At 72.6% G+C, this 25,232-nt stretch carries 23 protein-coding genes; 10 read left to right on the top strand and 13 right to left on the bottom strand.

The window, feature by feature from the left end; all coding sequences use genetic code 11:
* Positions 1–305: 305 nt before the first annotated feature.
* Both ABEB03_RS44615 and ABEB03_RS44610 read left to right on the top strand, forming a co-directional pair.
* Entirely contained in the window at positions 306–980 is a 675-nt protein-coding gene (locus tag ABEB03_RS44615; protein ID WP_345658877.1) for a class I SAM-dependent methyltransferase, read from the top strand.
* Positions 981–1,197: 217 nt separating this feature from the next.
* Positions 1,198–1,665 carry a hypothetical protein gene (locus tag ABEB03_RS44610; RefSeq protein ID WP_345658876.1) on the top strand — a complete coding sequence of 156 codons (468 nt, stop codon included), beginning with the start codon at positions 1,198–1,200 and terminating at the stop codon, positions 1,663–1,665.
* A gap of 40 nt (positions 1,666–1,705) precedes the next feature.
* Here ABEB03_RS44610 and ABEB03_RS44605 read toward each other — a convergent pair whose 3' ends face one another.
* The 10 genes from ABEB03_RS44605 to ABEB03_RS44560 all read right to left on the bottom strand — a co-directional run bounded on the left by ABEB03_RS44605 (position 1,706) and on the right by ABEB03_RS44560 (position 11,102).
* Positions 1,706–2,686 (bottom strand): DUF1731 domain-containing protein, encoded by a 981-nt coding sequence (locus ABEB03_RS44605; RefSeq protein WP_345658874.1) that lies wholly within the window; start codon positions 2,684–2,686, stop codon positions 1,706–1,708.
* 94 nt (positions 2,687–2,780) lie between these two features.
* Positions 2,781–3,065 carry a DUF6510 family protein gene (locus tag ABEB03_RS44600; RefSeq protein ID WP_345658872.1) on the bottom strand — a complete coding sequence of 95 codons (285 nt, stop codon included), beginning with the start codon at positions 3,063–3,065 and terminating at the stop codon, positions 2,781–2,783.
* Position 3,066: 1 nt separating this feature from the next.
* The gene (locus ABEB03_RS44595; RefSeq protein WP_345658870.1) at positions 3,067–3,822 is read right to left on the bottom strand and encodes a ferredoxin reductase; all 756 of its coding nucleotides are present in this window, start codon (positions 3,820–3,822) and stop codon (positions 3,067–3,069) included.
* A complete protein-coding gene (locus tag ABEB03_RS44590; protein ID WP_345658869.1) occupies positions 3,792–4,391 on the bottom strand; it encodes a sulfite oxidase-like oxidoreductase in 600 nt (199 codons plus the stop codon). The genes ABEB03_RS44595 and ABEB03_RS44590 overlap by 31 nt, the downstream gene beginning before the upstream one ends.
* 206 nt (positions 4,392–4,597) lie before the next feature.
* Positions 4,598–5,167 (bottom strand): dihydrofolate reductase family protein, encoded by a 570-nt coding sequence (locus tag ABEB03_RS44585; protein ID WP_345658867.1) that lies wholly within the window; start codon positions 5,165–5,167, stop codon positions 4,598–4,600.
* Positions 5,168–5,241: 74 nt separating this feature from the next.
* Positions 5,242–6,174 (bottom strand): sigma-70 family RNA polymerase sigma factor, encoded by a 933-nt coding sequence (locus ABEB03_RS44580; protein ID WP_345658865.1) that lies wholly within the window; start codon positions 6,172–6,174, stop codon positions 5,242–5,244.
* A gap of 375 nt (positions 6,175–6,549) precedes the next feature.
* Positions 6,550–6,972, bottom strand: coding sequence for a PPOX class F420-dependent oxidoreductase (locus tag ABEB03_RS44575; protein WP_345658864.1), 423 nt, complete (start codon positions 6,970–6,972; stop codon positions 6,550–6,552).
* Between the two features lie 193 nt (positions 6,973–7,165).
* A complete protein-coding gene (locus ABEB03_RS44570; protein ID WP_345658863.1) occupies positions 7,166–7,642 on the bottom strand; it encodes a (2Fe-2S)-binding protein in 477 nt (158 codons plus the stop codon).
* A gap of 8 nt (positions 7,643–7,650) precedes the next feature.
* Complete coding sequence (locus tag ABEB03_RS44565; RefSeq protein WP_345658862.1) at positions 7,651–9,993, bottom strand: molybdopterin cofactor-binding domain-containing protein; 2,343 nt, start codon at positions 9,991–9,993, stop codon at positions 7,651–7,653.
* Between the two features lie 185 nt (positions 9,994–10,178).
* Complete coding sequence (locus ABEB03_RS44560) at positions 10,179–11,102, bottom strand: GNAT family N-acetyltransferase (RefSeq protein ID WP_345658861.1); 924 nt, start codon at positions 11,100–11,102, stop codon at positions 10,179–10,181.
* A gap of 381 nt (positions 11,103–11,483) precedes the next feature.
* Here ABEB03_RS44560 and ABEB03_RS44555 point away from each other — a divergent pair, with 381 nt between their 5' ends.
* The 6 genes from ABEB03_RS44555 (at position 11,484) to ABEB03_RS44530 (ending at position 19,398) form a co-directional block, all read left to right on the top strand.
* Entirely contained in the window at positions 11,484–11,960 is a 477-nt protein-coding gene (locus ABEB03_RS44555; protein WP_345658860.1) for a nucleoside deaminase, read from the top strand.
* A 100-nt stretch (positions 11,961–12,060) separates the two neighbouring features.
* On the top strand, positions 12,061–13,344 hold the full coding sequence (locus tag ABEB03_RS44550; protein WP_345658859.1) for a bifunctional class I SAM-dependent methyltransferase/NUDIX hydrolase: 1,284 nt from the start codon (positions 12,061–12,063) through the stop codon (positions 13,342–13,344).
* A gap of 276 nt (positions 13,345–13,620) precedes the next feature.
* The gene (locus ABEB03_RS44545) at positions 13,621–15,693 is read left to right on the top strand and encodes a SpoIIE family protein phosphatase (protein WP_345658858.1); all 2,073 of its coding nucleotides are present in this window, start codon (positions 13,621–13,623) and stop codon (positions 15,691–15,693) included.
* Positions 15,694–15,763: 70 nt separating this feature from the next.
* Positions 15,764–16,189, top strand: a complete 426-nt coding sequence (locus ABEB03_RS44540; RefSeq protein WP_345658857.1) for a VOC family protein — start codon at positions 15,764–15,766, stop codon at positions 16,187–16,189.
* A gap of 172 nt (positions 16,190–16,361) precedes the next feature.
* Positions 16,362–18,659: an FUSC family protein gene (locus ABEB03_RS44535; RefSeq protein WP_345658856.1), complete on the top strand. Its 2,298-nt coding sequence runs from the start codon at positions 16,362–16,364 to the stop codon at positions 18,657–18,659.
* 280 nt (positions 18,660–18,939) lie between these two features.
* Positions 18,940–19,398 carry a Crp/Fnr family transcriptional regulator gene (locus tag ABEB03_RS44530; protein WP_345658855.1) on the top strand — a complete coding sequence of 153 codons (459 nt, stop codon included), beginning with the start codon at positions 18,940–18,942 and terminating at the stop codon, positions 19,396–19,398.
* A gap of 276 nt (positions 19,399–19,674) precedes the next feature.
* On the opposite strand, the gene ABEB03_RS44525 is transcribed toward ABEB03_RS44530, so the two are convergent.
* The 3 genes from ABEB03_RS44525 to ABEB03_RS44515 form a co-directional block, all read right to left on the bottom strand.
* Positions 19,675–21,417, bottom strand: coding sequence for a sensor histidine kinase (locus tag ABEB03_RS44525; RefSeq protein ID WP_345658854.1), 1,743 nt, complete (start codon positions 21,415–21,417; stop codon positions 19,675–19,677).
* Between the two features lie 275 nt (positions 21,418–21,692).
* Positions 21,693–22,133, bottom strand: a complete 441-nt coding sequence (locus tag ABEB03_RS44520; RefSeq protein WP_345658853.1) for a pyridoxamine 5'-phosphate oxidase family protein — start codon at positions 22,131–22,133, stop codon at positions 21,693–21,695.
* A 54-nt stretch (positions 22,134–22,187) separates the two neighbouring features.
* Positions 22,188–23,255, bottom strand: a complete 1,068-nt coding sequence (locus ABEB03_RS44515) for a zinc-dependent alcohol dehydrogenase family protein (protein WP_345658852.1) — start codon at positions 23,253–23,255, stop codon at positions 22,188–22,190.
* A gap of 264 nt (positions 23,256–23,519) precedes the next feature.
* On the opposite strand from ABEB03_RS44515, the gene ABEB03_RS44510 reads away from it, so the two are divergent.
* Together ABEB03_RS44510 and ABEB03_RS44505 are read left to right on the top strand one after the other, a co-directional pair.
* Positions 23,520–24,830 (top strand): phosphoribosyltransferase family protein, encoded by a 1,311-nt coding sequence (locus ABEB03_RS44510; protein ID WP_345658850.1) that lies wholly within the window; start codon positions 23,520–23,522, stop codon positions 24,828–24,830.
* 238 nt (positions 24,831–25,068) lie between these two features.
* A partial coding sequence (locus tag ABEB03_RS44505) for a PAS domain S-box protein (RefSeq protein ID WP_425589392.1) occupies positions 25,069–25,232 on the top strand: 164 nt, incomplete at its 3' end.

Genomic DNA, 25,232 nt, shown 5'->3' with positions numbered 1-25,232 from the left:
CGCCGAAGCTACCACCTGCAACCCATGAGATATGCGTAGGGCGCATGGAGGGTTCGCGGTTCGCGTGGCATCGGAACGTGATCGCTGCGGCACGTCGCGGGGTGTCGCCGTACCGCGCCCCGTCCCGGTGCATCACGCCGGGACGGGGCGGTCCAGCTCACGCAGCCAGCATGGGCTGATGGATGTCCCCCACTGTATGAGGCGGCACTGACAACACGGGTCCGCCGGCCTCCGGCAGCTCGCCTACGCTGGCCTCGGCGGCGGCGACGTGCGGCCGTCGGGCCGCAGGGGTGAAGGGACCGCAGGTGGCAGCAGACCCGCAGGGACTGGGCGACGCGCAGCGACGACACTGGCAGCGGACGTACAGCGATCATCCCGGCATGTACGGCGAGGCCCCGTCCGCACCCGCCGTCCACGCCGCCGCGGCGTTCCGGGCGGCGGGTGCCCGGGACGTGCTCGAACTGGGCGCGGGGCACGGCCGTGACGCCGTGTACTTCGCCCGTGAAGGCTTCACCGTCCGCGCCACCGACTTCTCCGCCACCGGCCTCGAGCAGCTGCGCGCGGCCGCCCGGGGGCAGGGGGTCGAGGAACGCGTGACGACCACGCTTCACGACGTCCGGGAACCGCTCCCCCTCCCCGATGCGTGTGTCGACGCCGTCTTCGCGCACATGCTGCTGTGCATGGCTCTGTCCACGAAGGAGATCCACGCCGCCGTCGACGAGGTCCGACGGGTGCTGCGGCCCGGCGGAGTCCTGGTCTACACGGTCCGCCACACCGGCGACGCCCACTTCGGCGCCGGCACGGCCCACGGCGACGACGTCTTCGAACACGGCGGATTCGCCGTGCACTTCTTCGACCGGGCCCTCGTCGACGCGCTGGCCGCCGGCTGGACCCTCGACGAGGTGCACGCCTTCGAGGAGGGCGACCTGCCGCGCCGTCTGTGGCGGGTCACCCAGACCGTCCGGACCGACGGGGTCTGATCCTCACGCGGCGTCACGCCGGTGTTGCTCCGTACGAGTGGCGCATCACAGGACGTGGTCGTAGCGTCGACAAAGAGACGATCGCCGGCGAACGAGGGCGGCAGGGCTGCCCGGAGTCCGCCCCCGCACGGTGGCCCGCACAGAGGTCGACGGGGCCGGCGACCGCGGGACCGGACACCGGCCAGGGGGCCGAGGACGAACGGCCGGGAGTGTACGGATGCGCAGACACACAGCAAGGACAGCGGCCACGCTCTGTGCCGCCGCGTCATTGGTGGCGGCTCTGGCGACGGCATCCGCCGCCACATCGGAGCCGTCTCCCTCGGCGAGCCCCACGGGCCGACCGCCGACCCGGCCCGTCATCGTCGACTGCTTCTGGCAGCCCCAGGTGCGCCCCGCCGACTTCATGCTCGCCTGCGGCGACGGCAACAGCCGTCTCACCTCGCTCCGCTGGACGCAGTGGGACGCGAACTCGGCGACGGCCTTGGGCGTCAACATGGTGAACGACTGCAAGCCGTACTGCGCGGCGGGCAAGTTCCATGCCTACGAGGTGATCGTGCGCCTGGAGAACCCGCAGTCGTGGACGAAGCAGCCGGAGATGCAGCACTACACGAAGATGAGCCTGCACTACCCGCAGAGCCGGCCGGACGGCTACACGCAGGTGATGACGTACCCCCTGTGGAACTGACCCACGTGCCCCTGGTGGGACCGACTCCACCGTGATGACGTCACCCGGCGGTGGCGACGGGCCGTCGCACGCCGGTGCCCCGCCGGTCGCGTACCCGTCGTACGAGATCGTCGGCCGCCGGGCGCCACTCCGGATGGTCGAAGGTGAAGCCCGCGTCCAGGAGGCGGCCCGGGACGACGCGCCGGCTCTTGAGCAGCAGTTCGGTGTCCGAGCGGAGCGCGAAGGCACCGATCTCGGCCATCCATCCGGTCGCGGGCAGACCCACCGGGACACCCCAGGCGGTGCGCAGCGCGTGCATGAACAGGCGATGCGGCAGCGGGGCCGGGGCGGCGAGGTTCACCGGTCCGGCGATGTCCTCCCGGTCGGCCAGGAACTCGACCGCGCGGACGAAGTCGCGGTCGTGGATCCAGGACACGTACTGCGCGCCGCCGGCCACCGGCCCGCCCAGGCCGAGCCGTGCAAGCCGCAGCAGCACGTCGAAGACGCCGCCAGGATCGGGGCTCATCACCATGGCCGAGCGCAGGGCGACCTTGCGGGTGCCGGGGGTCTCGGCCCGTTCCTGCTCCCGCTCCCAGGCCTTGGCGATGTCGACGCTGTAGGCCCAGTAACCGGGGACGCCGGGTTCGGCTCCGCCGAGTACGCCGTGCCGCTCGTCGTGGGCCGCGTCGAAGCGGTGGGCGTAGATGGTGGCGGTGCTCATCTGCATCCAGACGCGGGGAGGCACGGCGGCCGCGGCGATCGCCTCTCCCACGACACGGGCGGATTCCACGCGCGAGTCCATCATGGCGCGCAGGTTGGGCGCGGTGTAGCGGCAGCTCACGCTGCGCCCGGCCAGGTTGACGACGAGGTCGCTGCCGTCGATCACGTCGGCCCAGGGCCCCAGGGTCCGTCCGTCCCACGGGACTTCGCCCCGGCGTGTCGGCCGGCGCGTCAGGACGACCACCTCATGTCCCGCGGCGCTCAGCGCGCGCCGCAGGACCGTACCCACCTGCCCGGTCCCACCGGGTATGACGACCTTCACGGGTCTCCCCCTCCCTGTACGGTGCGAGCCTACGCCCAAGACTTGAACGCGTTCAAATCTTTCACGGGGAGAAGCGGGCCGCGGGCCGGGGAGGTCAGGCGTCGGGCAGCGGGATACGCAGGGACACCGCGCCGCGCAGGTCGAGCCAGGCCTCCTGGGGACCGCGGACCAGGCGGAGGACGACCTGTTCACAGTGCGAGCAGCGGGCCACCAGGCCCGGGGCGGGCCCGTAGACCCGCAGCTCGGCCAGCGGGCCGGTGCTGCCGCAGCCGGCGCAGCGGCCGGTCGCGGCGGTCAGGTCCACGGTGAAGATCTCCGAGAGAGGGCCGGCCAGGACGTTCCCGTCCTGGTAGGCGTCGGAGCCGGGGAATGCGTCCATGTCAGCCTCCACTCGGGCCGAAGCGCTCGGTACGGATGCGCCCGGGGTCGTGGCCCAGGTCGACCAGCAGATCCGCAGCGTGCTCCACGAAGCCGGTGGGTCCGCAGACGTAGACGGCGGGTTCGAACTCCGCGGGCCAGCCTGCCGCGGCCAGGTCCTGGGCGCCCAGCCGCCCGGGCGGTCTCCGCAGGCCGTCCGGCGCGCTGCGGGTGTAGACGTACGCGATGTCCAGTCCGGGATCGCCCCGGCGCAGCTCCTGCGCGTACATCAGGTCCTCGGGCGTGCGCAGCGAGTAGACGAGCCGGAAGGGGACCCGGCTGCCCACGGCACGGCGGGTGCGGATCATCGCCATCAGCGGGACGATGCCGGAGCCGCCCGCCACCAGCAGGACGGGCTCCTTCTGGTCGGTGCGCCACACGAACCAGCCCCCGACGGGCCCGCGCAGTTCCACGGCGTCGCCGACGGCCCAGTCGTCGGCCAGATACGGCGAGACCTCTCCGTCCCGCACGCGCTGGACGGTGAGTTCTATGCGGCCGGAGTCCGACGCCGAGGCGAGCGAGTAGCTGCGCTGCGTGCTGTAGCCGTCCTCGGCGGTCAGCCTCACGTCCACGTGCTGACCCGGCAGGTGGCCCGGCCAGCCGGGCACGTCCAGGACGAGAGTGCGCGCGGCGGGCGTCTCCGGACGTCGTTCGACGAGTGTGCCCACGCGCCAGCGCAGACGGTCGCCTAGTCTCCCTGATACCGCTGTTCGCGCCATGGGTCTCCGTAGTCGTGGTAGCCGGCGCTCTCCCAGAAGCCCGGTTCGTCGTCGAGCAGCAGCTGGATGCCGCGCACCCATTTGGCGGACTTCCACAGGTACAGGTGCGGGACCAGGAGGCGGGCCGGGCCGCCGTGCTCCGGGTGCAGGTCGTCGCCGTCGTAGCCGTAGGCGATCCAGGCCTTCCCGTCGAGAAGGTCTTCGAGGGGCAGGTTGGTGGTGTAGCCGCCGTAGGAATGGACCAGGGCGTAGTCGGCGGCCGTCTCCACGTCCTCCAGGAGCAGGTCCACGGACACCCCCTGCCACGTGGTGTCGAACTTGGACCACTTGGTGACGCAGTGCAGGTCGACGGTCGGCCGCTCGGCCGGGAGCCCCATCAGGTCGGCCCAGCTCCACCGGTGCCGTTCACCGGCCTCCGTGGTGACCGTGAACTCCCACGCGTCCTGCTCGATCCGCGGGGTCGGCCCCGCCGAGAGCACCGGGAAGTCGTACGTCTCGTACTGGCCCGGTGGCAGCCGCCCGGCCTGGGGCCTCGGTCGTCCGTGAAAGCCGCGGGAGACGATGGCCACGTGCTTCCCCTTCCGTTCCGGGGCGGTACTCTGCCCCAATTGTCCACCCGCACCGTGCCGGGCTGCTTCCTGAGCGCGCCACCGCGGTCCCCAGCATGGAGGGGTGCGGTTGCCGCCCGCGTCGACAGTAGAAAGATCCGCACGGGCGCGGGATCCGTCAGGTGACTGGACGCGGGCGGTCCACGGGCCGAGGGTCGTGGGGCCTGCTACCGGGCGAGGGGCCGGCCGGTGCTCCTGTGGCGTGTGAGGACGGCGGCGCCGACCTGTTCCACCGACACGCATTCCAGCTCCGCGGGCGGCCCGTCGGCGGGGAAGAGGCGCTGTCCGGTGCCCAGGACGACGGGGAAGGTCAACAGCCGGTATTCGTCCACGAGTCGGTGGGACATCAGCCGGCGCACGACGCCGAGACTGCCGGTGACGACGACGTCACGCCCTTCGCTCCGCACGGCGTCCGCCAGGTCCTGGTCGAGGACCCGCGAGTTCTGCCACGCGGAGACGTCGGTGAGCGTGCGGGTCGCGACGAGCTTCGGTACGGCGTTCATCCGGGCGGAGAACGGGTCGTCCCGGCCCGGCCACAGCCGCGAGAACAACTCCCAGGTCCGGCGCCCGAGCAGCAGGACCCCGTCGTCCAGGGCGCTGCCGAGACGGAACTTGTCCCCGGAGACGGATTCCGGGCCGTACCGGAACGCCCAGCCACCCGACGGTGTGCCCGCGGATCCGTCCGGGTCGGACACGACTCCGTCCAGGGTGATGAACTCGATGACGATGACGCTCATGATGCGAAGCCCTTCGATTCGGTGTCACCCGTACGTACCGGCGACACCGGCCCGATTCATCGCCGCGGACGCGATCAGCCGGCGGGAAGGTGCGGGGGCAGCCCGAAGGTGTCCAGTACGCCCGGGTCGGCGAACACGACGTTGTGCGTGACGCGGCCCCCGGCGACGGTCAGCACCTGCAGCGTGTGCAGCAGGTGTCCGCCGCCGGGGTGCGGGGCGTAGGCGGCGAGGGCGGGCTGCCCGTTGGCCGTGAGCCCCCGCACGGCCCAGCTCTGCCCGCGCATCCGGAACACGCGCTCCATGAACCGGCCGTAGTCGCGGCTCCCCCGGTACCACAGCGGCACCGGCGGCATCTCCAGCACCGCGTCCTCGGCGAGCAACCGTACGAGAGCGGGAACGTCGGCCGCCTCGAAGGCCGCCATGTACCGCTGGACCACCGCGCGCACCTCGGGGTCCGCCGGTTCGCCGACGGCAGCCGCGTCGTCGACGTCGCGGAGGGCGGCGCGGGCACGTTGCAGCGCACTGTTGACCGCGGCGGCCGTGGTGTCCAGTTGCTCCGCGACCTCGGCCGCGGTGAACTCCAGGACGTCCCGGAGGACGAGGACGGCGCGCTGGCGCGCCGGCAGCAGCTGGGTCGCCGCGATCCAGGCCAGCCGCAGATCGGCCCGCGACTCCGTGTCGAACCGCCCGTCGGGGAACGGCTGGAGCCAGCGGATGTCGGTCGCGGGCGTGAGCTCTGCCTCCGGGTCGTGGTCCGGCGTGCCCAGTCCCGAGGGCAGCGGCCGCCGTCCGCGGCCCTCCAGGGCGGTCAGGCAGACATTGGTCGCGATCCGGTACAGCCAGGTCCGCATCGAGGCGCGGGCGGGGTCGTACCGGTCACGGGCCTTCCAGGCGCGCAGCAGTGTCTCCTGCACCATGTCCTCGGCCTCGTGGAACGAGCCCAGCATCCGGTAGCAGAACGCCACCAACTCACCCCGGTACGGTTCGAATTCCACGGCGCTCATCATGCCCTGGGCCGGGCGCCGCAAGGGCCGGCGACGGGCCGCCTGGCATGGCGACGGTGTCCGGGGTCGCTGCGTCCGTCGCCGCAACGCACACACCCCACCGCCCGATCGGACGGTGGGGTGTGTTCTGGAGCGCCGGGCAGGCCTTGCACCTGCATCTCCCCGCAGGAAGCGGGACGTCTTTCCTTGGACCACCAACGCACGGCCTGTCACCGACAGTTGCGGCGACCTGCTCCGGAATAATCATACCTCAAGCGGGAGGTCGCTCGAAGCGGCCTCCGGGCCGGTCGCGGCGCCCGGGAGGTCAGCTCGGCGAGGGGCCGTTCGCGGGATGCGCCGGATTCGCCGCGCTGACGAGCGGAACTCCCGTCGCCGATCTCAGCCGGACACCTGTCCGCTGTCCCGGAAACCGCCCCAGCCGTGCCAGCGGTCGATCTCGATCCAGGCGCTGACGCGCTTGCGCCCCCGCTGCACGTACGGGTGTCCCACGTAGTGCTGCGACAACTGGTCGATGGCCGCCAGCCCTTCGTCGTCGCGCATCTCCACGACGCGTCCGATCAAGGTGACGTGCGTGTACCAGCTGTCGGCGTCGAGGATCGTCAGGGTGACGCGGGGGTCGCCGCGCAGGTGTTCCAGCCTCTTGCGGCCCTCGTCCATGTTGACGAGCACCCGGCCGTCGTCCCAGAGGTACCAGGTGGCCGCGGACACCGGCTGCCCGTCGGACCGTACCGTGGCGATGACGGCCGGATTGGGCTTCTTCAGCATCTCTACGGCACCCTCGGGCAAGGGGGGCTTCGACATGAGTCACCTCTTCGTCGTCGTGTTCCGGTCCCCGTGGTGGCGGATCGTCCCCTGCGATCCACGGGGCGATGACCCCACGCTGCCACACTCCCGGCCCAACAGCCCCATTCGCCACGGCTGTTGGGCATCTGGGCACACGCATTCCGTCACCTGCGCACGCCGGGGCCGTGCAGTCGCCCGGTGGGCCGTCGGCTCAGTACCTCTTCGCCCCTGCCACGATCGCCTCCCGAATGCGGTGGTAGGTGCCGCAGCGGCAGATGTTGCGGATCTCGTCCAGGTCCGCCTCCGAGATGTCGCGGCCTTCCTCCCTGGCCTGGCGGACCTTGGCGACGGCGGTCATGATCTGGCCGGGCTGGCAGTAGCCGCACTGCGCGACGTCGTACTCCAGCCAGGCCTCCTGCATCGGATGCAGGTCCTTGCCGACGGTGGCGGGCAATCCCTCGATGGTGGTGATCTCGTCGTCCCGGCCGATGTCCTTCACCGGCACCGAACAGGGGTTGAACGCCTTGCCGTTGATGTGACTCGTGCAGGCCTGGCACACGCCGAGCCCGCATCCGTACTTGGGCCCGGTGACGCCCAGGACGTCGCGGAGCACCCACAGCAGGCGTACGTCGTCCTCGATGTCGACGGTCACGGGCTTGCCGTTGAGGATGAAGGTGCGTTCGGGCACGGGGGCTCCTAGAAGGCGCGGCTCAGGCCGTCGGTGGGGGACGCGGGGATCGGCGGTGTGGTGGGCAGCGGTTCGAATCCGAGCGGCCCTGCGTGGTTGACCGGGAAGACGGTCGGCATGGTGCCGGTCGCGCGGCCGTAGGCACAGGCCACCGCAGCCATCGCGCCTGCGACGGCGAGTTCCCCGGCGCCGCCGGGTTCGCCGGTCGTCGGGGGCATCACGACGATCTCCAGCTGCGGAGGCGTGTTCCACTGACGGGTGTAGAAGTAGTTGTCCCAACTCCCCTCCTGGAAGTGACCGTTCTCCAGGTGCAGTCCGGAGGTGAGGGTGATGGCGATGCCGTCCATGATGCCGCCCATCATCTGGGCCTCCAGGCCGCGGGGGTTGACGGCGAGCCCCACGTCGACGGCGCAGACGACCTTGGTGACGCGCGGTCCGGTGAAGGCGTCGGGAATCTGCCGGCCGGTCGTCTCCGGCCGGCAGTCGATCTCGGCGAGGACCGCGACGTAGGAGTGGTACTCGGGGTGGATCGCGATGCCCTGCGCGGTGCCCGCGGGCATGCTCCGGCCCCAGCGCCCCACCTCGGCGACCTTGTCGAGGACCGCCCGCCCCCGCTCGTCCTTCAGGAGCCCCCGGCGGAACCGGTAGGGATCCTTGCCCATGCGTCTGGCCAGCTCGTCCACGACGAGTTCCTGCGCGCACCGCACATTGGGCGAGTAGATGTTGCGCATGGAGCCGGTGTTGAAACGCTTGTCGGTCTCGCTCAGCAACTGGGTGACGAGGCCGAAGTGGTACGGGGTCTGCTGGGTGAGGGTGAAGATCGTCTCGGAGAAGGTGAGGTCGCCCACGGGCAGCCGGGCGGCCTCGGCGGTGATGATCTCGCCGACGCCGTGCCCGAAGTCGGTGGCGACGGAGGTGTGCCGCTGGTCGTAGGCGAGCACTTCACCGAGCGCGTACGTGGCGCGCACCCGGGACGTGGACATCGGGTGCGTGCGGCCCTGACGGAAGTCGTCGGTACGGTGCCACATCAGCCTGACCGGCTTGCCCATCGCCTTGGAGATCTCGGCGGCCTCGGCGGCGGCGTCGTGGAAGAGCTTCCGCCCGAAGGACCCGCCGCCCTCGGTGACATGCACCTTGACCGCGGACACGGGCAGACCGAGCTTCAGCGCGATCTCCTCCTGGGCCACGATCGGGGACTTCAGGCTCGCCCAGATCTCCGCCGAGTCCGCGCGGACGTCGGCGACGGCGCAGTTGGGCTCCAGCGCGCTGTTGCTGGCGAAGTGGAAGGTGAAACGCGCGTCGACGGCCTTCGTGAGCAAGTTCAGTGCGGGCAGGGGCAGTTCGGCCCGGCGCAGCTCGTCGCGGACGCTGTCGTCGGAGGCCCCGTCGGCGGTACCCGGGCCCCAGCTCGCCCTGAGCGCGCGGACCGCGTCGATGCACTGGCCGAAGGTACGGCCGCGGACGGCCACACCGGTGGAGATCGGTACGACGTCGGTGATCCCGGGCATGGACCTGACCTCGTCGAGGTTCTCCACGGACCGGACCGTGCCGTTGATCGTCGGCGGCCGGCACACCATGGCCGGCAGAGCGCCGGGAACGTGCAGGTCCATGGCGAACTTCTTGCGGCCGGTGACCGCCTCCAGGGCGTCGATGCGCCGCTGCGCGGTCCCGACGACCTTGAACTCGGCGGGCTTCTTGAGCGCCACGGACACCTGCCCGGTGCTCACCGAGGCCGCCTTCGCCGCCAGTTCGCCGTAGCCCAGGCTCCTGCCCGTCACGGAGGAGATGACCGCCCCCGCCTTGGTGGTCAGGATGCCGACGGCCTCACCGAGTTCGAGTGCGGCGGCCTTCAGGAGCCGCTCGCGGGCGACGGCCGCGGCCACCCGGATCGGGGTGAACGTGGACACGGTGGTGTTCGACCCGCCGGTGAGCTGGTTGAACAGCAGCTCGGGACGCGCGTCGGCGAGCGTCACCCGGATCCGGTCCAGCGGCACGTCCAGTTCCTCGGCGATGAGCATCGCGCTGGACGTGGTGATGCCCTGCCCGACCTCGGCCCGGGGCAGGGCGAAGGACACCGTTCCGTCGGCTTCGACCCGTATCGTGATCAGGTTCGCCGTGGGCAGCGTCGCATGGGTGAGCATGTCGTTGAGGTCGTAGATCTCGGCCGGACCCGGCACCGAGGGGACCACGGCCGCGGCCTCGTCGGGGGCGAGGACCGACTCCCCGAGCTGGGCGGCGACGGTCAGCGTCGACGCGGCCACCACATAGCCCAGGAACCTTCGACGGCCGATCCCGTCCGCCGCGGGCCCGTCCGCCTCCGCAGCCCGTCGCGCGCGGTGGTGAGCTCCCATCAACTGTCCTCCCGACGAAGTCGCACACGCCGTTTCACGACGGCTCCCGACTGTGCACGGCCGGGGGGCGATGCGGAAGATCCCTCGCGTGTTTCCGCACGCAAGGACCATGAGGTGCCGCATACGTGAAGCTCCTGGAAGTGCCCGGCATCCAGGGTCCCCCGGCCCCGGATGCCGGGCTCCTCTCATCGCCAGGTCATGTTGATCTCGCCTCCGAAGTCGGCGTATCCGCCGCGCCGGAAGGCGTTGGCCATGGGGACGTTCCCGAGGTCCGTGGAGGCCCGGATGCGGGGGACGTCCTGTCCGGCGAGGATGCGGGTGCCCTCGGCGAGGATGTCGTCGATGTGGCCGCGCCCGCGGTGTTCGGGCAGGACGGCGAGGTACGCGATGATCGGGTTGTAGCCGTTGTGGGCCGGGACCACGAATCCCACGGGATCGCCTCCGGGCAGGGCGGCGACGCGCCACCAGTCCCGCGGGCTGGCGTACTTGGCCAGTTCCCCTTCGTAGTGCGAGACGGCGGCTTCGCGCGGGGACATCCGGGTCAGGTCGTCGCGGCTGTGCGCGTCGAGTGTGCCCTCCAGCACCGCCGTCATCAGGGCGAGCAGTTCCTCGCGGTCCCGGACCGGCCGGAACACGAGTCGTCCGCTCGGCCCGGGGACCGGGGTGCCCGGCCGCCACTCCAGGCGGAGCCGCTCGACGAAGGGCCGTGCACCGGCGCGTTCCAGGATCGTCATTCGGTCCTCGACGACGCTGCGGGCGGCGCCGCCGTCGCGCCATCCGGGCGGGACGTAGCGCGTGTACTCGGGCGGGCGGGAGCCCTCGGGCAGGGTGGCGGCCATCGCGGTACGCAACAGCCGGACGCCGATGTCCACCCGGTCGGTGTCCGGGAGGCCGTCGTCGACGTCGACGAGGTCGAGAAGGAGCGGTGTGTCGCTCCCCGGGCGGCTCCACCAGGCGGCCCTGGCCAGCAGTCGGTCGCCGCGCAGCGCGACCCACATCCATTCGGGCCGGCGGCGGCGGTGGGTCAGGTCGTCCGCCAGTTCGTCGTTGAGGGTGTAGGGCAGTCGGTTGAAGAGGTCGATCTCCTCGCGTCCGGTGATCGGGCGCATGGTCAATTCGTTCGGTTCCACGGTCTCGGCACACTCCGGTGAAAGTGCCTGTCCCGTCCTGGGGTCAGCCGCGTCGCGTGCCCCGGGAGACGACAAGCGCGATGGTCATGGGATTCATCGGCCTATCCCTCCTCTCGTCGTCACGGTCCTCGTCCCTGGTGGCCGGGATCCGGAGATCACTTGTAGCCGACGCGGGTCGTGCCCGCAACGGAGTATCGGCGCCCCGGTGCGCGGGACGCCGCTTCCGGTGTGCGCGGGCCGGCGCCCTCCGCACCCTGCGCCGCCCGGTCGCCCGGACACCCTGTCGTCCCTGCCGCCCCGGCACCGTGGCGAGCGCCTACGCTGCACTGTGGAGATCACTCCGGAAGGAGGCCGCGGACCGTGCTGAAGGACAGCGAACTGCCGTACCTGCGCCGTTGTGTGGAACTGGCGACCGAAGCACTGGAGGCCGGTGACGAGCCCTTCGGATCCGTCCTCGTGGGCGCGGACGGCACCGTGCTCGCCGAGGACCGCAACCGGGTGGCGGGCGGTGACCACACCCGTCACCCGGAATTCGAACTGGCCCGTTGGTCCGCCGCGCACCTGACGCCCGAGGCGCGCGCCGCGGCGACCGTGTACACCTCCGGCGAACACTGCCCGATGTGTGCGGCCGCCCATGCGTGGGTGGGTCTGGGACGCATCGTGTACGTCGCCTCGTCCGAGCAACTCGTCACGTGGCTGGCGGAGTTGGGGGTGCCCGCGGCTCCGGTGCGCCCCCTCCCGGTCAACGAGGTGGCCCCCGGAGTCGTCGTCGAGGGCCCGGTGCCGGAACTGACGGAGCAGGTGCACGCACTGCACCGCCGCCTGCACGCGCGCTGACCCCCGCCGGCCCGGGCCCGCACCCCGCCGACGGACGCGCGTGCGGTCGCGGTCGGTCATCCGGAGGACGGCGGGCTCGCCGGACGGACACAATGCGGCCATGGACGACCGTCCGCGGGACACCCCGAGCGGCGGCCCCCTCGACACGCGGACCACGCCCGGTGCCGCGTTCCCCTCGCACGGGAGGTGCAGGACGGTGGACTCCGCGGCGGTCGACGCCGAAGCGGTCAATGCCGAGGCCTGGCAGGCCTATGGCACGCACCACCTGGGCCGGGCCACGGTCCTGGCGGAGGTGGAGCGCATCGACTGGGGGATCGGCACGGACGCGGCTCCCGGGGCCGAGGTTCTCGGCGAGCTCGCGGGCCGGCGTGTGCTCGACCTCGGGTGCGGGCCCGCCCGGCACGCGGCGCACCTCGTGCGTGCGCACGGAGCGCTCGTCGACGCGGTCGACGCCTCGGCCTCCCAGATCGACCGGGCCCGCGCCCGGTACGGCGAACTGCCGGGCCTGCGGCTGGTTCTCGGCGACGCCGTCGAGCATCTGCGCACGGCCGAGCCGTACGACGTGATCTACTCCATCCACGCCGTCCCGTACATCGATCCTCATCGGCTGCTGCCCGCCCTGGCGGGGGCGCTCAGGCCCGGGGGGAGGCTGTGTTTCACGGTGCTGCACACCAACTCCGCGGGAACGGGGCCCTCCACGGCGGTCGCCGCCCGTCCGGAGACTCTGCGGCCGGCGGGCGGCGGGGACCTCACCGTCCGGATGTGGGTCCTCACACCACAGGCCTGGGAGGATCTGCTCGTCGCGCACGGACTCCAGGTGGAGCGGGTCGACGTGTTCGATGTGCCGGGTGCCGACAACCACGCCTCCTATCTGCTGTTCCAGGTGCGCAGGCCCGCCCGCCGCACGTCCCGGCCCCGCACCGACAAGCCCCCGGTCGCGCACGCGGCGCTCGGTGTGGGCGCGATCCTCCACGGACCCGACGGCCTGCTGCTGGGCCGCCACCGCCACGGGACCTGGGAGCTGCCCGGCGGGACCGTGGAGCCCGGGGAATCCCTCGAGGAGACCGTCGTACGCGAACTCGCCGAGGAGACCGGACTGCACGCGCGGACCGCGGACGTGCGCCTGCTGGGCACGCTCCTCGACCATGCCGGCGGCGTCCCGCGCGTCACCGTCGGTGCCGTGGTCTCGAACTGGCGCGGCGAACCGGCCGACCAGCCGGGCGAACGCGTCGGCGACTGGCGCTGGTGGGCCCTGGACGCGCTGCCTGACGGGCTGTTCGTGTGCTCCGCCCAGATCCTCACGGCCTGGCGGCCCGGCTTGCCCGTCGACCACACACCCGCCCACACGGCGTACGCCGACCCGGGCGGACCCGTTGTCCGATGACGGAGCGGCCTGCCGGACACGACGTCGGCCGATTCCTCCGCGCACCCCAGGGGGTGGGGCCCGCCCGGCGACCAGGTGCCTCGGCGCGCCCCGCACCGTCACTCGTACGGTCGCACCCGGTACGGGAAACACCCGTCGTCGTCACTCGCCGCGTGTGCGAATCGTGTGCCGACTCTTCGCACAGCTGTTGCCCTGCCGGTCACGCTGTGACGTAATCGGAGGACCCGCAGGACGGATCTTGGCGGTGCCCCTGCCGCGCCGGAAGGAGCGGCTGGGATGCACGGATATGCCACCGGTGAGGACGACGGGATCACCGCGGCGCCCGGCGGGCTGCTGGATCTGCTGCAGGTGGCGGCGGTGGTGCTCGACAGCGACGGGCGCATCGTGCTCTGGAGCCCGGAGGCGGAGCAACTGCTCGGCTACCGCGCGCACGAGGCCCTGGGCCACCGGGCCGACGACCTGCTGGTGTCGCCGGAGAACCGGCAGCGCGCCCGTGACCTGTTCGCACAGGTCCGCTCCGGAGCACGCTGGGCGGGTGTGTTCCCGCTCCAGCACCGGGACGGCAGCGAACGCTCGGTGGAGTTCCGCACCATGCGGCTGCGGGACAGTCAGGGCCAGGCCCATCTTCTGGGACTGGCCACGGACGCCACGACGGTACGGCGCGTGGAGCGGGACCTGGCCCTGTCGCACAGCCTCGTCCATCAGACCCCCGTCGGCATCGCCGTGTTCGACACCGATCTGCGCTGGGTGGGCGTCAACCCGGCGATGGAACGGATGAACGGCCTGCCGGAGGAGGCGGTCCTCGGACGTCGCGTCCGGGAGATGCTGCCGGACCTGGACACGGAGGCCGTCGAGGCGCGCATGCGTCTGGTGCTGGCGAGCGGGAGGTCCCTGCTGGACGAGCTGACCGTCGGCAGGACACCGGCGGACAAGGAGGACCGCGCCTACTCCGAGTCGTACCACCGTATCGAGGACGCCGAGGGCCGCGTGCTCGGACTGGCCGTGGCCGTCATCGACGTGACCGAACGGCAGCAGGCGGCCGCCGAGATCGCGCGGGCGCGGGAGCGGCTGTCCGTGATCGCGGACGCCGGTGTCCGTATCGGCACCACGCTGGACCTCCAGCAGACGGCCCGGGAGCTGGCGGACGTGGCGGTGCCCCAACTGGCGGACCTGGCCGCGGTCGACGTGCTCGAATCCGTGGTCACGCACGGCACCACCGCCCCGGTCAACCCCGACGCGTACGCCGAGTTCAGGGCACTGGCGGTGGCGGCCGGCTACCTCACGGACGCCATTCACGCCGCGGACCCGGTGGGGGAACTCGCCACCTACGGCTCCACCCGCATCATCACCGAGTGCGTGCGGGAGGCCAGGCCCATCCTGGTGGAACACGTGGATTCCGGGATGATGCGCCGCATCGCCCGGGACTCGCACGCAGCACAGACCCTGCGCACGGCCGGTGTCCACTCCTACCTGGCGGTCCCGCTCGTGGCACGCGGCGAAGTGCTGGGCACGCTCAGCCTGTACCGCACCGTCAACTCCCGTCCGTTCGACGAGCAGGACTGCGTCCTCGCCTCCGAACTCGCCGCGCGTGCCGCGATCTGTGTGGACAACGCCCGCCTCTACGGGCGCGAACGCAGCGCGGCCCTGACCCTGCAGCGCAGCCTGCTGCCGCCCGCGCCCGTGGACCACGAGGGGCTCGACATCGCGTTCCGGTATCTCCCGGCGTTGAGCGAGGTCGGCGGGGACTGGTACGACGTGCTGCACCTGAGCGAAGGCCGGACCGGTCTGATCGTCGGCGACGTGATGGGCAAGGGCGTCCAGGCCGCGGCCATCATGGGGCAGTTGAGCACCGCGACCCGTGCGCTGGCCCGTCTGGACCCCTCGCCCGCCGAGCTGCTGCACCATCTGGACGACATCGCGAGCTCTCTCGGCGACACCATCGCCACCTGCGTGTACGCGGTGTGCGATCCCCGCAAGGGCACCTGCGAACTCTCCAGCGCCGGGCATCTCCCGCCCGTCTTGATCCGCCCCGACGGCGGCGCGGAACTCCTCGAAGTCCCCGGTGGCGTACCCCTCGGTGTCGGCGGCATCCCCTTCGCCACCATGGAGCAGGAGATGCCGCCGGGCTCGCTGCTCGCGCTCTACACCGACGGGCTGGTCGAGAACCGCACCCAGTCCATCGACACCGCGCTCGACGCGATGACGCGGCTCCTCCAGCAGGCACAGCGCTCCCGGCACTCCCTGGAGAAGACCAGCGACACCCTGATCAGCGCGCTGCACCCCGAGCCCGACGACGACGTGGCGCTCCTCCTGGTCCGCACGCTCGACCACTCCCCCGCTCCCGGATGACCCGCGGTCCCGGGCGGGGGCGCTGCCGCCACCGGCGGCGGCAGCGCCCCCGCCCGGGCACAGTGGTGCCATGGACGCAGACGAGCAGAGCGGACTGGCCGGTGGGCGCGTGGCGACCAGACTGCCCGCCCGGGACCTCGACCGGGCGCGGCGCTTCTACGCCGAGAAACTCGGTCTGGAGCCCGTGGACGAGCGTCCCGGCGGGTTGCTGTACCGGTGCGGCGGGACGCACTTCGTGGTGTTCCGGTCGACGGGCTCCTCACCCGGCACGTTCACCCAGATGGGGTGGGAGGTCGAGGACATCGACGCCGTCGTGACCGAACTCAAGGGTCGGGGCGTGGTGTTCGAGGAGGTCGACGTGCCCGGGTTCCGTACCCGGGACGGCATCGCCGAGATCGAGGGGAACTATCCGAGCAAGGGCGCCCGCGGGGAGCGCGGCGCCTGGTTCCGCGACAGCGAGGGGAACCTGCTGGGCGTCGGGCAGCCGGTCGTCTGAGGGAACGGTCGCGCTCGGCTGTTCGCGGGGCCCGGAGCCGCGGCCGGCCGCGGCCGCGGTTCGGGGCCATCCCGCGCAGGGGCGGCGTTCGCGTGGCATGGTCGCTTGCAGGGGCGTTCACGTCCGCACGGGGCTCGCGCGGACATGCCGGCGACGGGAGGTGTGCAGGGCCGTGCAGAGACCCGGCCGGATCCTTCACGACGGCTCGTTCGCTTCGTGGCTGCGTGACCACGATCCCGAGTTCGCGGCGACACGGCGCGCCGGGCGGGCCGCCCTCGTGATGCCCGCCCTGTTCGCGTTGTGCACCCAGGTCGTCGGCTCGCCGACGATGGCGACGTACGCCGCCTTCGGCTCGCTGGCGATGCTCCTCTTCGTCGACTTCACCGGACCGATGACGCAGCGGCTGCGGGCGCACGTCGGCCTCGCCGTCGCTTGGGGGGTGCTCATCTGCCTCGGCAGCCTGGTGGCCTTCCAGATCTGGCTCGCGGTGACCGTCACGGTCGTGATCGCTTTCCTCGTGCTCTTCTCGGGCGTGGTCAGTTCCGTCCTCGCCGGCGCGTCGACCGCCCTCCTGCTGGCCTTCATCCTTCCGGTGACCTCGCCCGAGCCGCTGTCCGTGCTGCCCGCGCGGCTCGCCGGGGCGGGCATCGCGTCCGTCGCCGCCATGCTCGCGATCTCCCTGCTGTGGCCCCGGCCGGTCAGGGACCCGCTCGCCGAGCCGGCCGCGCGGGTCTGCCGTGCCGCCGCCGAGCAACTGCGCACCGACGCGTCCCTGCTGGCCGGCGGCCCGGACGCGGCGAGCGGCCCGCAGTGCCGGTCCACGGCCGACCTGGCCGCCGCCGCGGCGGCCGACCTGCGGTCCGTCTTCGACGCCACGCCCTACCGGCCGACCGGCCTCTCGGCCGGCTCACGGGCCATCGTCCGCCTGGTCGACGAGCTGACCTGGCTCGGCGACATCCTGGCCGACAGCGTGCCGCCCGAGAAGGAACGGGTGCTGTGCGACGACGACGCCCATGCCGTACGACGGGCCGCCGCCCGTCTGCTCGACGAATCGGCACAGCTGCTCGACCGCCCGCGCGACTCACCGGACGCCCTGCGCGCCGCTCAGGCCGATCTGCGCACGGCCATGAACGACATGGAGAGCAACGCCACCACCCGGCTGCCCGTGCACCACGACGCGACGGCCACCCGGACGCAGGTGCATCCGTTCATCGGTGTGCTGGATCTGTCGTTCCGGGCCCAGGAGGTCGGCTTCGCGACGCTGCAGATCGCCCGCAACGTGGACCTGGCCGCCGCCGCGGACCGGCGCAGCTGGCCGGAGGCCCTCCTCGGCCGCGAGCCCGGGGCCCTGACGAAACCACTGGCCGCGGCCCGGGAGCGGGCCGCGGCCTACCTCCAGCCGCAGTCCGTGTGGCTGCACAACAGCCTCCGTGGCGCGCTCGGCCTCGGTATCGCGGTCAGCCTCGCCAAGGTGACGACGCTCCAGCACTCCTTCTGGGTGACCCTCGGCACCCTGTCGGTGCTGCGTTCGAACGCCCTCAACACCGGGCAGAACGCCGTTCGCGCCGTCGCCGGCACCATCGCGGGCTCGATCATCGGGGCGGGGCTGCTCCACCTCATCGGCCACCACGGCACCGTGCTCTGGTTCCTGCTGCCCGTGGCCGTACTGCTCGCGGGCATCGCCCCTTCGGCCATCTCCTTCGCCGCCGGCCAGGCGGCGTTCACCGTCACCCTGGTCATCCTGTTCAACATCGGCCACGACCCCAACTGGCGGATCGTGCTGCTGCGCATCCAGGACATCGGCCTCGGCTGCGCCGTGAGCGTGGTCATGGGCCTGTTCTTCTGGCCGCGGGGCGCGGCCGCCGCGGTCCGCCGCGCGCTCGCCGAGGCGTACACGGAGAGCGCCCGTTACCTGGCGGGGACCGTGGAGTACGCGGTCGGGCTGTGCGGCGCCGGGCCCCTCTCGGCGGACGCTCCCCTCAAGGAGCGGCGCGACGCGGCTGCCGCCGCCCGCCGGCTCGACGACACGTTCCGCAGCTATCTGGCCGAGCGCGGCCCGAAACCGATGGCACTCGCCGACATGACCACGCTGGTCACGGGCATCGTGGGTCTGCGGCTCGCCGCCGACGCCGTACTGGGCCTGTGGAAGCGGTCCGGCGGACAGGACAGCGCTGCGGACCGGGCGGACGCGCGGCTCGTCATCGTGGGAGCGGCCGGCCGGATCACCGACTGGTACCGGGACCTCGCCGCCACCCTGAGCCGGGGCGCGGCCGTCCCGGACCCGATGCCCCGCAGCGCGGCGGTGGAGGGACAGCTGGTCGACTGTCTGCGGCAGGACCTGTCCGACACGGGCGGCCGTGGCCCGGCCACCGCCGTCCGCATCATCTGGACCGCCGACCACCTCGATGTCGCCCGCCGCCTCCAGTCGAGCCTGGCGGAGGCCGCCCGGCCGTTGCGGCACCGCACCTGACGGCACGGGGGACCCGGCACGACGGGCCCGGCCCGACCGGACTCCGCACGGGGTCCGGTCGTGTGCCCGTGCGCCTTCCGCGCGGGCGAGAGTGCCGAGCCGGTGCGGGCAGGGCCGAACGGCCCCCGGAAGGGTCCGGGCGGCCCGTGGTACCCGGCCCCGCCCGGCCACAGGCTGGGACCACGGGCACAGGCTGGGAGCAGCAGCCCTCCCCCACCCCCGAGGGGCACGACGCACTCACCGAACGGCTGCGGGCACAGGGAAGAAGGGAGCCGGAGCCATGACCTCCGCCACCACCATGACCGCGGCTCTCGGGACCGAGCACCGCGAACAGCTGATGCGTCTGGCCCGAGAGGTCTCGTTCCCGTCCGGCGCGCGGCTCTTCGAGGAGGGCCGGCACGCCGACCGCTTCTGGATCATCCGCAGCGGGACCGTCGCCCTCGACCTGCACGTTCCGGGACGGCGCGCCGCCGTCATCGAGTCCCTCGGCCACGGCGAACTCGTCGGCTGGTCATGGCACTTCGCGCCGTACGTGTGGCAGCTGGGCGCCGAGGCGGCGAGCCCGGTGCGGGCGCATGAGTTCGACGCCGACGCCGTGCGGGCGATGTGCGCCCGCGATCCCGATTTCGGCCGGGCGGTGGCGACCTGGGTCGGCCGGGTGGTCGCCCAGCGGCTCCAGGCGTCGCGCAACCGGCTGCTGGACCTCTACGCCCCCTACGGCAGCGGCGTCCGCGGCTGACCCGAGACCGCGTGCCGCACCCGCGACCGGAGCGCACGCCGGGGCCGGCAGGCCGTCCCGGGGCGCGGGCAGTGCCGGACCGGTGCGCCCGACCCCCGGGGCGACGTCGGTCCCGGGGCACGGTCCGTACCGGGACGACGCCGGTCCCGGAACGCCGTCCGCACCAGGGCTGGCCCCTCCCGGAACGCGATCCGTCCCGAGGCGACGGCGGCCGCCCCGTACGGGCAGTCCCCGTGCGGTCGGGCTCCGTGCTCCGTGCGGTCGGTCTCCGTGCGGTCAGTCCCCCGACTTCTCCCGTTCCGCCAGCGGTACGCGCCACACCAGTGTGCTCCCGCCGCCCTCGGGCGTGCTCAACTCCAGCTTCCCGCCGAGCTGTTGCGCGCGCTCGGCCATGTTGCGCAGACCGCTGCGGCGGCCGCCCGCCGGGATGCCGACGCCGTTGTCGCCGACGGACAGCAGCACCTCGCGTCCGTCGGTCCTGAGGGCCACGTCGGCACGGTCGGCCCGGGCGTGCCGGGCGATGTTCGTCAGGGCCTCGGAGAGCACGGCCACGACGTGGTCGGCGATCTCGCGCGGCACCTCGGTGTCCACGAGCCCTTCCATGCGCACGCTGGGGGCGAATCCCAGCACCGGCGCGGCCTCGCCGGCGAGCCGCACGACACGGGCCCGTAGCCCGGATCCCGTGGCGGCCCCGTGCGTGCGCAGTCCGAAAATGGTCGAACGGATGATCTTGATGGTCTCGTCGAGGTCGTCCACGGCCCGGAGCACCCGCTCCGAGGCCTCCGGGTGCTCGATGAAGCGCCCCGCGCTCTGCAGCGTCATGCCGGTGGCGAAGAGCCGCTGGATCGCCAGGTCGTGCAGGTCCCTCGCGATCCGGTCGCGGTCCTGGAGCACCGCGATCTCCTCGGCGTCCCGGCGGCGCTCCGCCAGCTCCATGGCGATCGCCGCCTGCGCGGCGAACACCTGGAGGGACTCGGTCTCCTTGGCCGAGAACGGCATGCCGTCGTTCTCCCGGACGAGGAGGACCACGCCCCGGACGCCGTCCGCGCCGGTGCCGATGGGTACGGCCACGGCCGGGCCGAGTCCGGTGGACCGCAGCGGCCCGGTCAGGACCCGCTCCTCGTGGGTGACATCCGCGCTGGTGACGGCGGTCCCGGTGGAGAACGCCTCGCCGATCAGGGTGTCGTCGGCCCGCAGCACCAGCCCTCGGAGCTCCTCCGCCCCGCGTCCGAGGGCGAGTTCGACGGTGAGCGGGCCGGTGTCCGCCATGGGCATCGCGACGAGGGCCAGGGCGGCCCCGGTGATCTCCCGGGCCCGGTCGGCGATCAGCCCGAGGGTCTCCGTGCGTTCCGCCCCGGACATCAGGCTGTGGGTGATCTCCGCGTTGACCCGCAGCCACCGCTCGCGCAGCCGGGACTCCGCGTAGAGCCGGGCGTTGTCGATGGCGACGCCCGCGGCCACCGCCAGTGTCAGGGTGACCGAGACGTCCTCCTCGTCGAAGGGGCCGCCGCCGCGCTTCTCCGTCAGGTACAGGTTGCCGAAGACCTGGTCGCGCACCCGGATCGGGACGCCGAGGAACGTGTTCATCGGCGGGTGGTGGGGCGGGAAGCCGTAGGAGGCGGGATGCTCGGAGATCTTCTCCAGGCGCAGCGGCTCGGGACGGCGGATCAGCTCTCCCAGGATGCCGTGCCCCTCGGGGTACGCGCCGATCCGGGCGATCTGCTCCTCGGTGACGCCGACCGTGTGGAAGGCCGACAGCCTCCTGCCGTCGGGGCCGATGACACCGAGCGCCGCGTACTCGGCGTCGACGAGCGCCGCCGCGGCCTGGACGATGCTGCGCAGCGCCTGCTCCAGATCCAGCTCCCGCCCCACCGCGAGCACCGCCTCCAGGAGGCTGTGCACCCGGTCACGCGTCCCACGGGCCGCGTCCAGCCGTGCCTGCAGCTCCTCCAGCAGTTCGTCCAGCCTCAGCTGAGGCAGCCGTACGCGGGCCTGCCGGGCCTCTTCGGGGCTTCCCACCTGCACTCCTCCAGGTGCGCTCGACGCGCGGACGGTGATGCTCACGGTATGTGCCACGGTAGTGGGAGGGGGCACGGGGTACCGAGGGCGCGTGGCCGGTTCCGGCCGCCCGCGGAAGGCCCGTTGCCGGCCCGCACCAGGTGCCCTCCACCGTCGCGGCCGTCCACGCGTGACCGGTGGGGGTCGTGCCCGCGTGACCGGTGGGGGTCGTGCCCGTACGACTGGCGACAGCCCCCTGTGAACGGTGTCGGTCCCGCATGACCTGTGACCGCCGTTCACACGGTGAAGGGCACCCCCTCCGCCGTCTCGTCCCCGACGAGTTCACGTCCGGTGACCAGCTCCGCCGCGATGCGTACGAAGACCTCCCGCGGCGCGGACACCCAGGAGCGCGGACCGGTCCGGACGAGCCGCGCGTGCTCGTCCGGATCCGTGACCACGGTGGCGGCCCCGGTGACCACGACGCTCCAGCCGGACCTGGCGGCCGGGTCGACCTGGTCGGCCTCGAAGGCGACGACCGAGTCGTCGATCGCGCGCACCAGCTCGGAGGACGCGGCGGTGCGCAACAGCACCGCACCGTCGATGTCCAGGCTGAAGTTCACCGGCAGGACGGCGGGCAGTGCCTGACGGGTGTGGACGATGCGTCCCACGGGCACCAGGGCCAGTCGGCGCAGGCACTCCGGCCGGTCGAGCTCGCGGAATCCGTCGTGTGGGTACATCGGCCCGTCCCGTCTGTCATGTCGTGCCGCCGCCCTGCGTGTCCCGGGCCGGACTCAGGTCGCGCGAACGGCGAGCTCGTGCAGCTCCCCGCCGAGCACCACCTTGAGGGCTCCGGTGTCGGCGGCCCCGGCGAAGACGTCGTAGGCCTCCTCGATGCGGTCGAGCGGGAAGGTGTGGGTGACGAGGTCACCGGTCGGCAGCCGGCCGGCCGTCGCCATCCGCAGCAGGGTCGGCGTGGAGTAGGTGTCGACCAGACCGGTGGTGATGGTCACGTCCTTGATCCACAGGTCTTCGAGGTGCAGGGTCGCGGGTTTGCCGTGCACTCCGACGTTGGCCACGTGGCCGCCGGGCCGGACCATGCGGGTGCAGAGTTCGAAGCTCTCGGGCATCCCCACGGCCTCGATGACCACGTCGGCGCCGAGCCCCTCGGTCAGATCGGCGATCAGTTGCTCGGGGTCCTCGCCGACGAGTGCCACGGCGTCCGCGCCGAGGCGCCTTGCCGCGTCGAGCCGGGTGGGGGCCAGGTCCACGGCGACGATCCGCTCGGGCGCGAACAGCCGGGCCGTGGCGATCGCCGCGAGTCCGATGGGGCCGGCCCCGACCACGACCACGGTGTCGCCGGGCCGGACCTGTCCGTTGAGCACACCCACCTCGTAGGAGGTGGGGAAGATGTCCGCCAGCAGCACGGCGTCCTGGCTCGCCATGGCGCCGGGCAGCGGATGCACGGAGAGGTCGGCGTACGGGACCCGCACGTACTCGGCCTGGGTGCCGTCGATCAGATGGCCGAGGATCCAGCCACCGCCGCCCAGGCACTGGCCGTACATCGCCTCCCGGCAGTAGCGGCAGCGTCCGCACGCGCTGATGCAGGAGACGAGCACGCGGTCGCCCGGCCGTACGGTCCCGACGTCGCCGCCGATCTCGACGACCACGCCGACGGCCTCGTGGCCGAGCACGGTGCCGGGGCGCACCTCGGGCACGTCGCCCTTGAGGATGTGCAGGTCCGTTCCGCAGATGGTGACGACGCCGACCTGCACGATCGCGTCGGTGGGTGCCTTGATGTCCGGGTCGGGGACGTCCTCCCAGGCGGACTGTCCGGGACCGTGGAAGACGAAGCCTTTCATGACGCTCCTACTGTCCTTGGTCGGCACGGAAGCCGGGGCCGGCGGCCTCTGCACGGCCGGTGCGGTCCGGGCTCCGGTGGGGCACCCGGACCGGCCCCACCAATCCAGTCTGGCCCGCTCTTCCGTCGCGCGCTTGGGCCGACCGGCCCCCGTGGCGAGCCGGCCGGCTCGCACCGCGTCCCCCGCGTACTGCCGACTCGGCCGGAGCGCGCTGCAATGGAAGGGGAACGGTTCCCGTGGGGTGCGGGCGCGAGGAGGTGCCGTATGCGATTCGAGGACCGTACGGATGCCGGGCGCCGCCTGGCCGAGGATCTGGAGCATCTGCGGAGCGAGGACACGGTGGTGCTCGGACTGCCGCGGGGCGGCGTCCCGGTGGCCCATGTGGTGGCGACGGCGCTGGACGCGCCGCTGGACGTGCTGGTGGTGCGCAAACTGGGCGTCCCGTGGCAGCCGGAGCTCGGTTTCGGCGCGATCGGCGAACACGGCGTCCGCGTCCTGAACGAGCGGGTGATCCGCGCGACCGGCGTGGACTCCGCGCAGCTGGCCGCCGTGGAGGAGGCCGAGCGGGCCGAGCTGGCACGGCGCGTACGCCGCTACCGCGCCGACCGTGCGCCGGTGCCCCTGGCCGGGCGGACGGTCGTGGTCGTCGACGACGGCCTGGCCACCGGCGCCACCGCCGAGGCCGCGTGCCGCGTGGTGCGGGACCAGGGCGCCGCCCGGGTCGTGCTCGCCGTCCCGGTCGCGCCGGAGGAGACCCTTCCGCGCCTGCTGACGGTGGCCGACGAGGTCGTGTGTCCCGCCCCCCAGCGCTGGTTCGGCTCGGTCGGTGCCTGGTACCACGACTTCGCCCAGACCACCGACGACGAGGTCACCGCGCTGCTGGCCGGCCCGGTCCCGCCCGCATCGGACCCGCCACCACCGAACCGGGAGGTGGAGGTGCCGTCGGGCCGGGAGCGGCTGGCCGCGCGGTTCGTGCTCCCGGAATCCGCCCGTGCCGTGGTCGCCTTCGCGCACGGCAGCGGCAGCGGCCGGCACAGTCCGCGCAACCGGTACGTCGCCGGCGTCCTCAATCGCGCCGGCCTCGGGACGCTGCTGCTGGACCTGCTCACCGAGGAGGAGGAAGGCGACCGGGACAACGTGTTCGACATCGCCCTGCTGGCCGGCCGTCTCCAGTCGGCGGCCGTCTGGCTGCGCCGCGAAACCGCCCTGCCGGTGGGCTACTTCGGGGCGAGCACGGGCGCCGGGGCGGCGCTGGAGGCCGCGGCCGACGACCCCGCGATCGGTGCGGTCGTCTCCCGCGGCGGCCGCCCCGACCTGGCCTCCCCCGCGGCGTTGGCCCGCCTCGGGGCCCCGACCCTGCTCATCGTCGGCGGACTCGACACGCAGGTGCTCAGCCTCAACCGGCTCGCCGCCGACCGGATGCGCTGCGAGCACCGCCTCGCCGTGGTCCCCGGAGCGGGCCACCTCTTCGCCGAATCGGACACCCTGACCACGGTCGCCGAACTGGCCCGCGACTGGTTCACCACGCGCCTCGCCCCTCCAAAGGCCGGCATTCCGCCGCTCAGATCCGCCTGACCACCGCGAACCGCAAGCCCCGGCGTCGCGCCTCCGCTTCCGCAGCCGGACCCACGTGGCAGCGGAGTTGTCACCGTAGGCACCACCGACGGCCGGTTTCGACCGTTGTGGGGTCACTAAGCGACATGTCCGTGTGGCGGGGCACGGGGTGCGCTGAGATGGCCGACTCATGATGAGCCGCGGATCGGGGATGGGCATGAGCGACTTGGCCGAATCAGTGGCATCCGGTTCCGCCGGCATGGTGGAGCGGCCGGGGTGCCGGTGCGGCGACCGCATGGACACGGGCGGCCCCCGTGCCGCGGAGGAACGGTTCCGTGGTCTCCTCGAGGCTGCGCCCGACGCCATGGTCATCGTCGACGACACCGGCACCATCAGACTCGTCAACGCCCAGACCGAAGCACT

It is taken from the genome of Streptomyces siamensis (assembly GCF_039543605.1).
Lineage (GTDB): Bacteria > Actinomycetota > Actinomycetes > Streptomycetales > Streptomycetaceae > Streptomyces > Streptomyces siamensis.
Note: the sequence above shows the minus strand (reverse complement) of the source record. Positions and strands in the feature narration are given on the sequence as shown.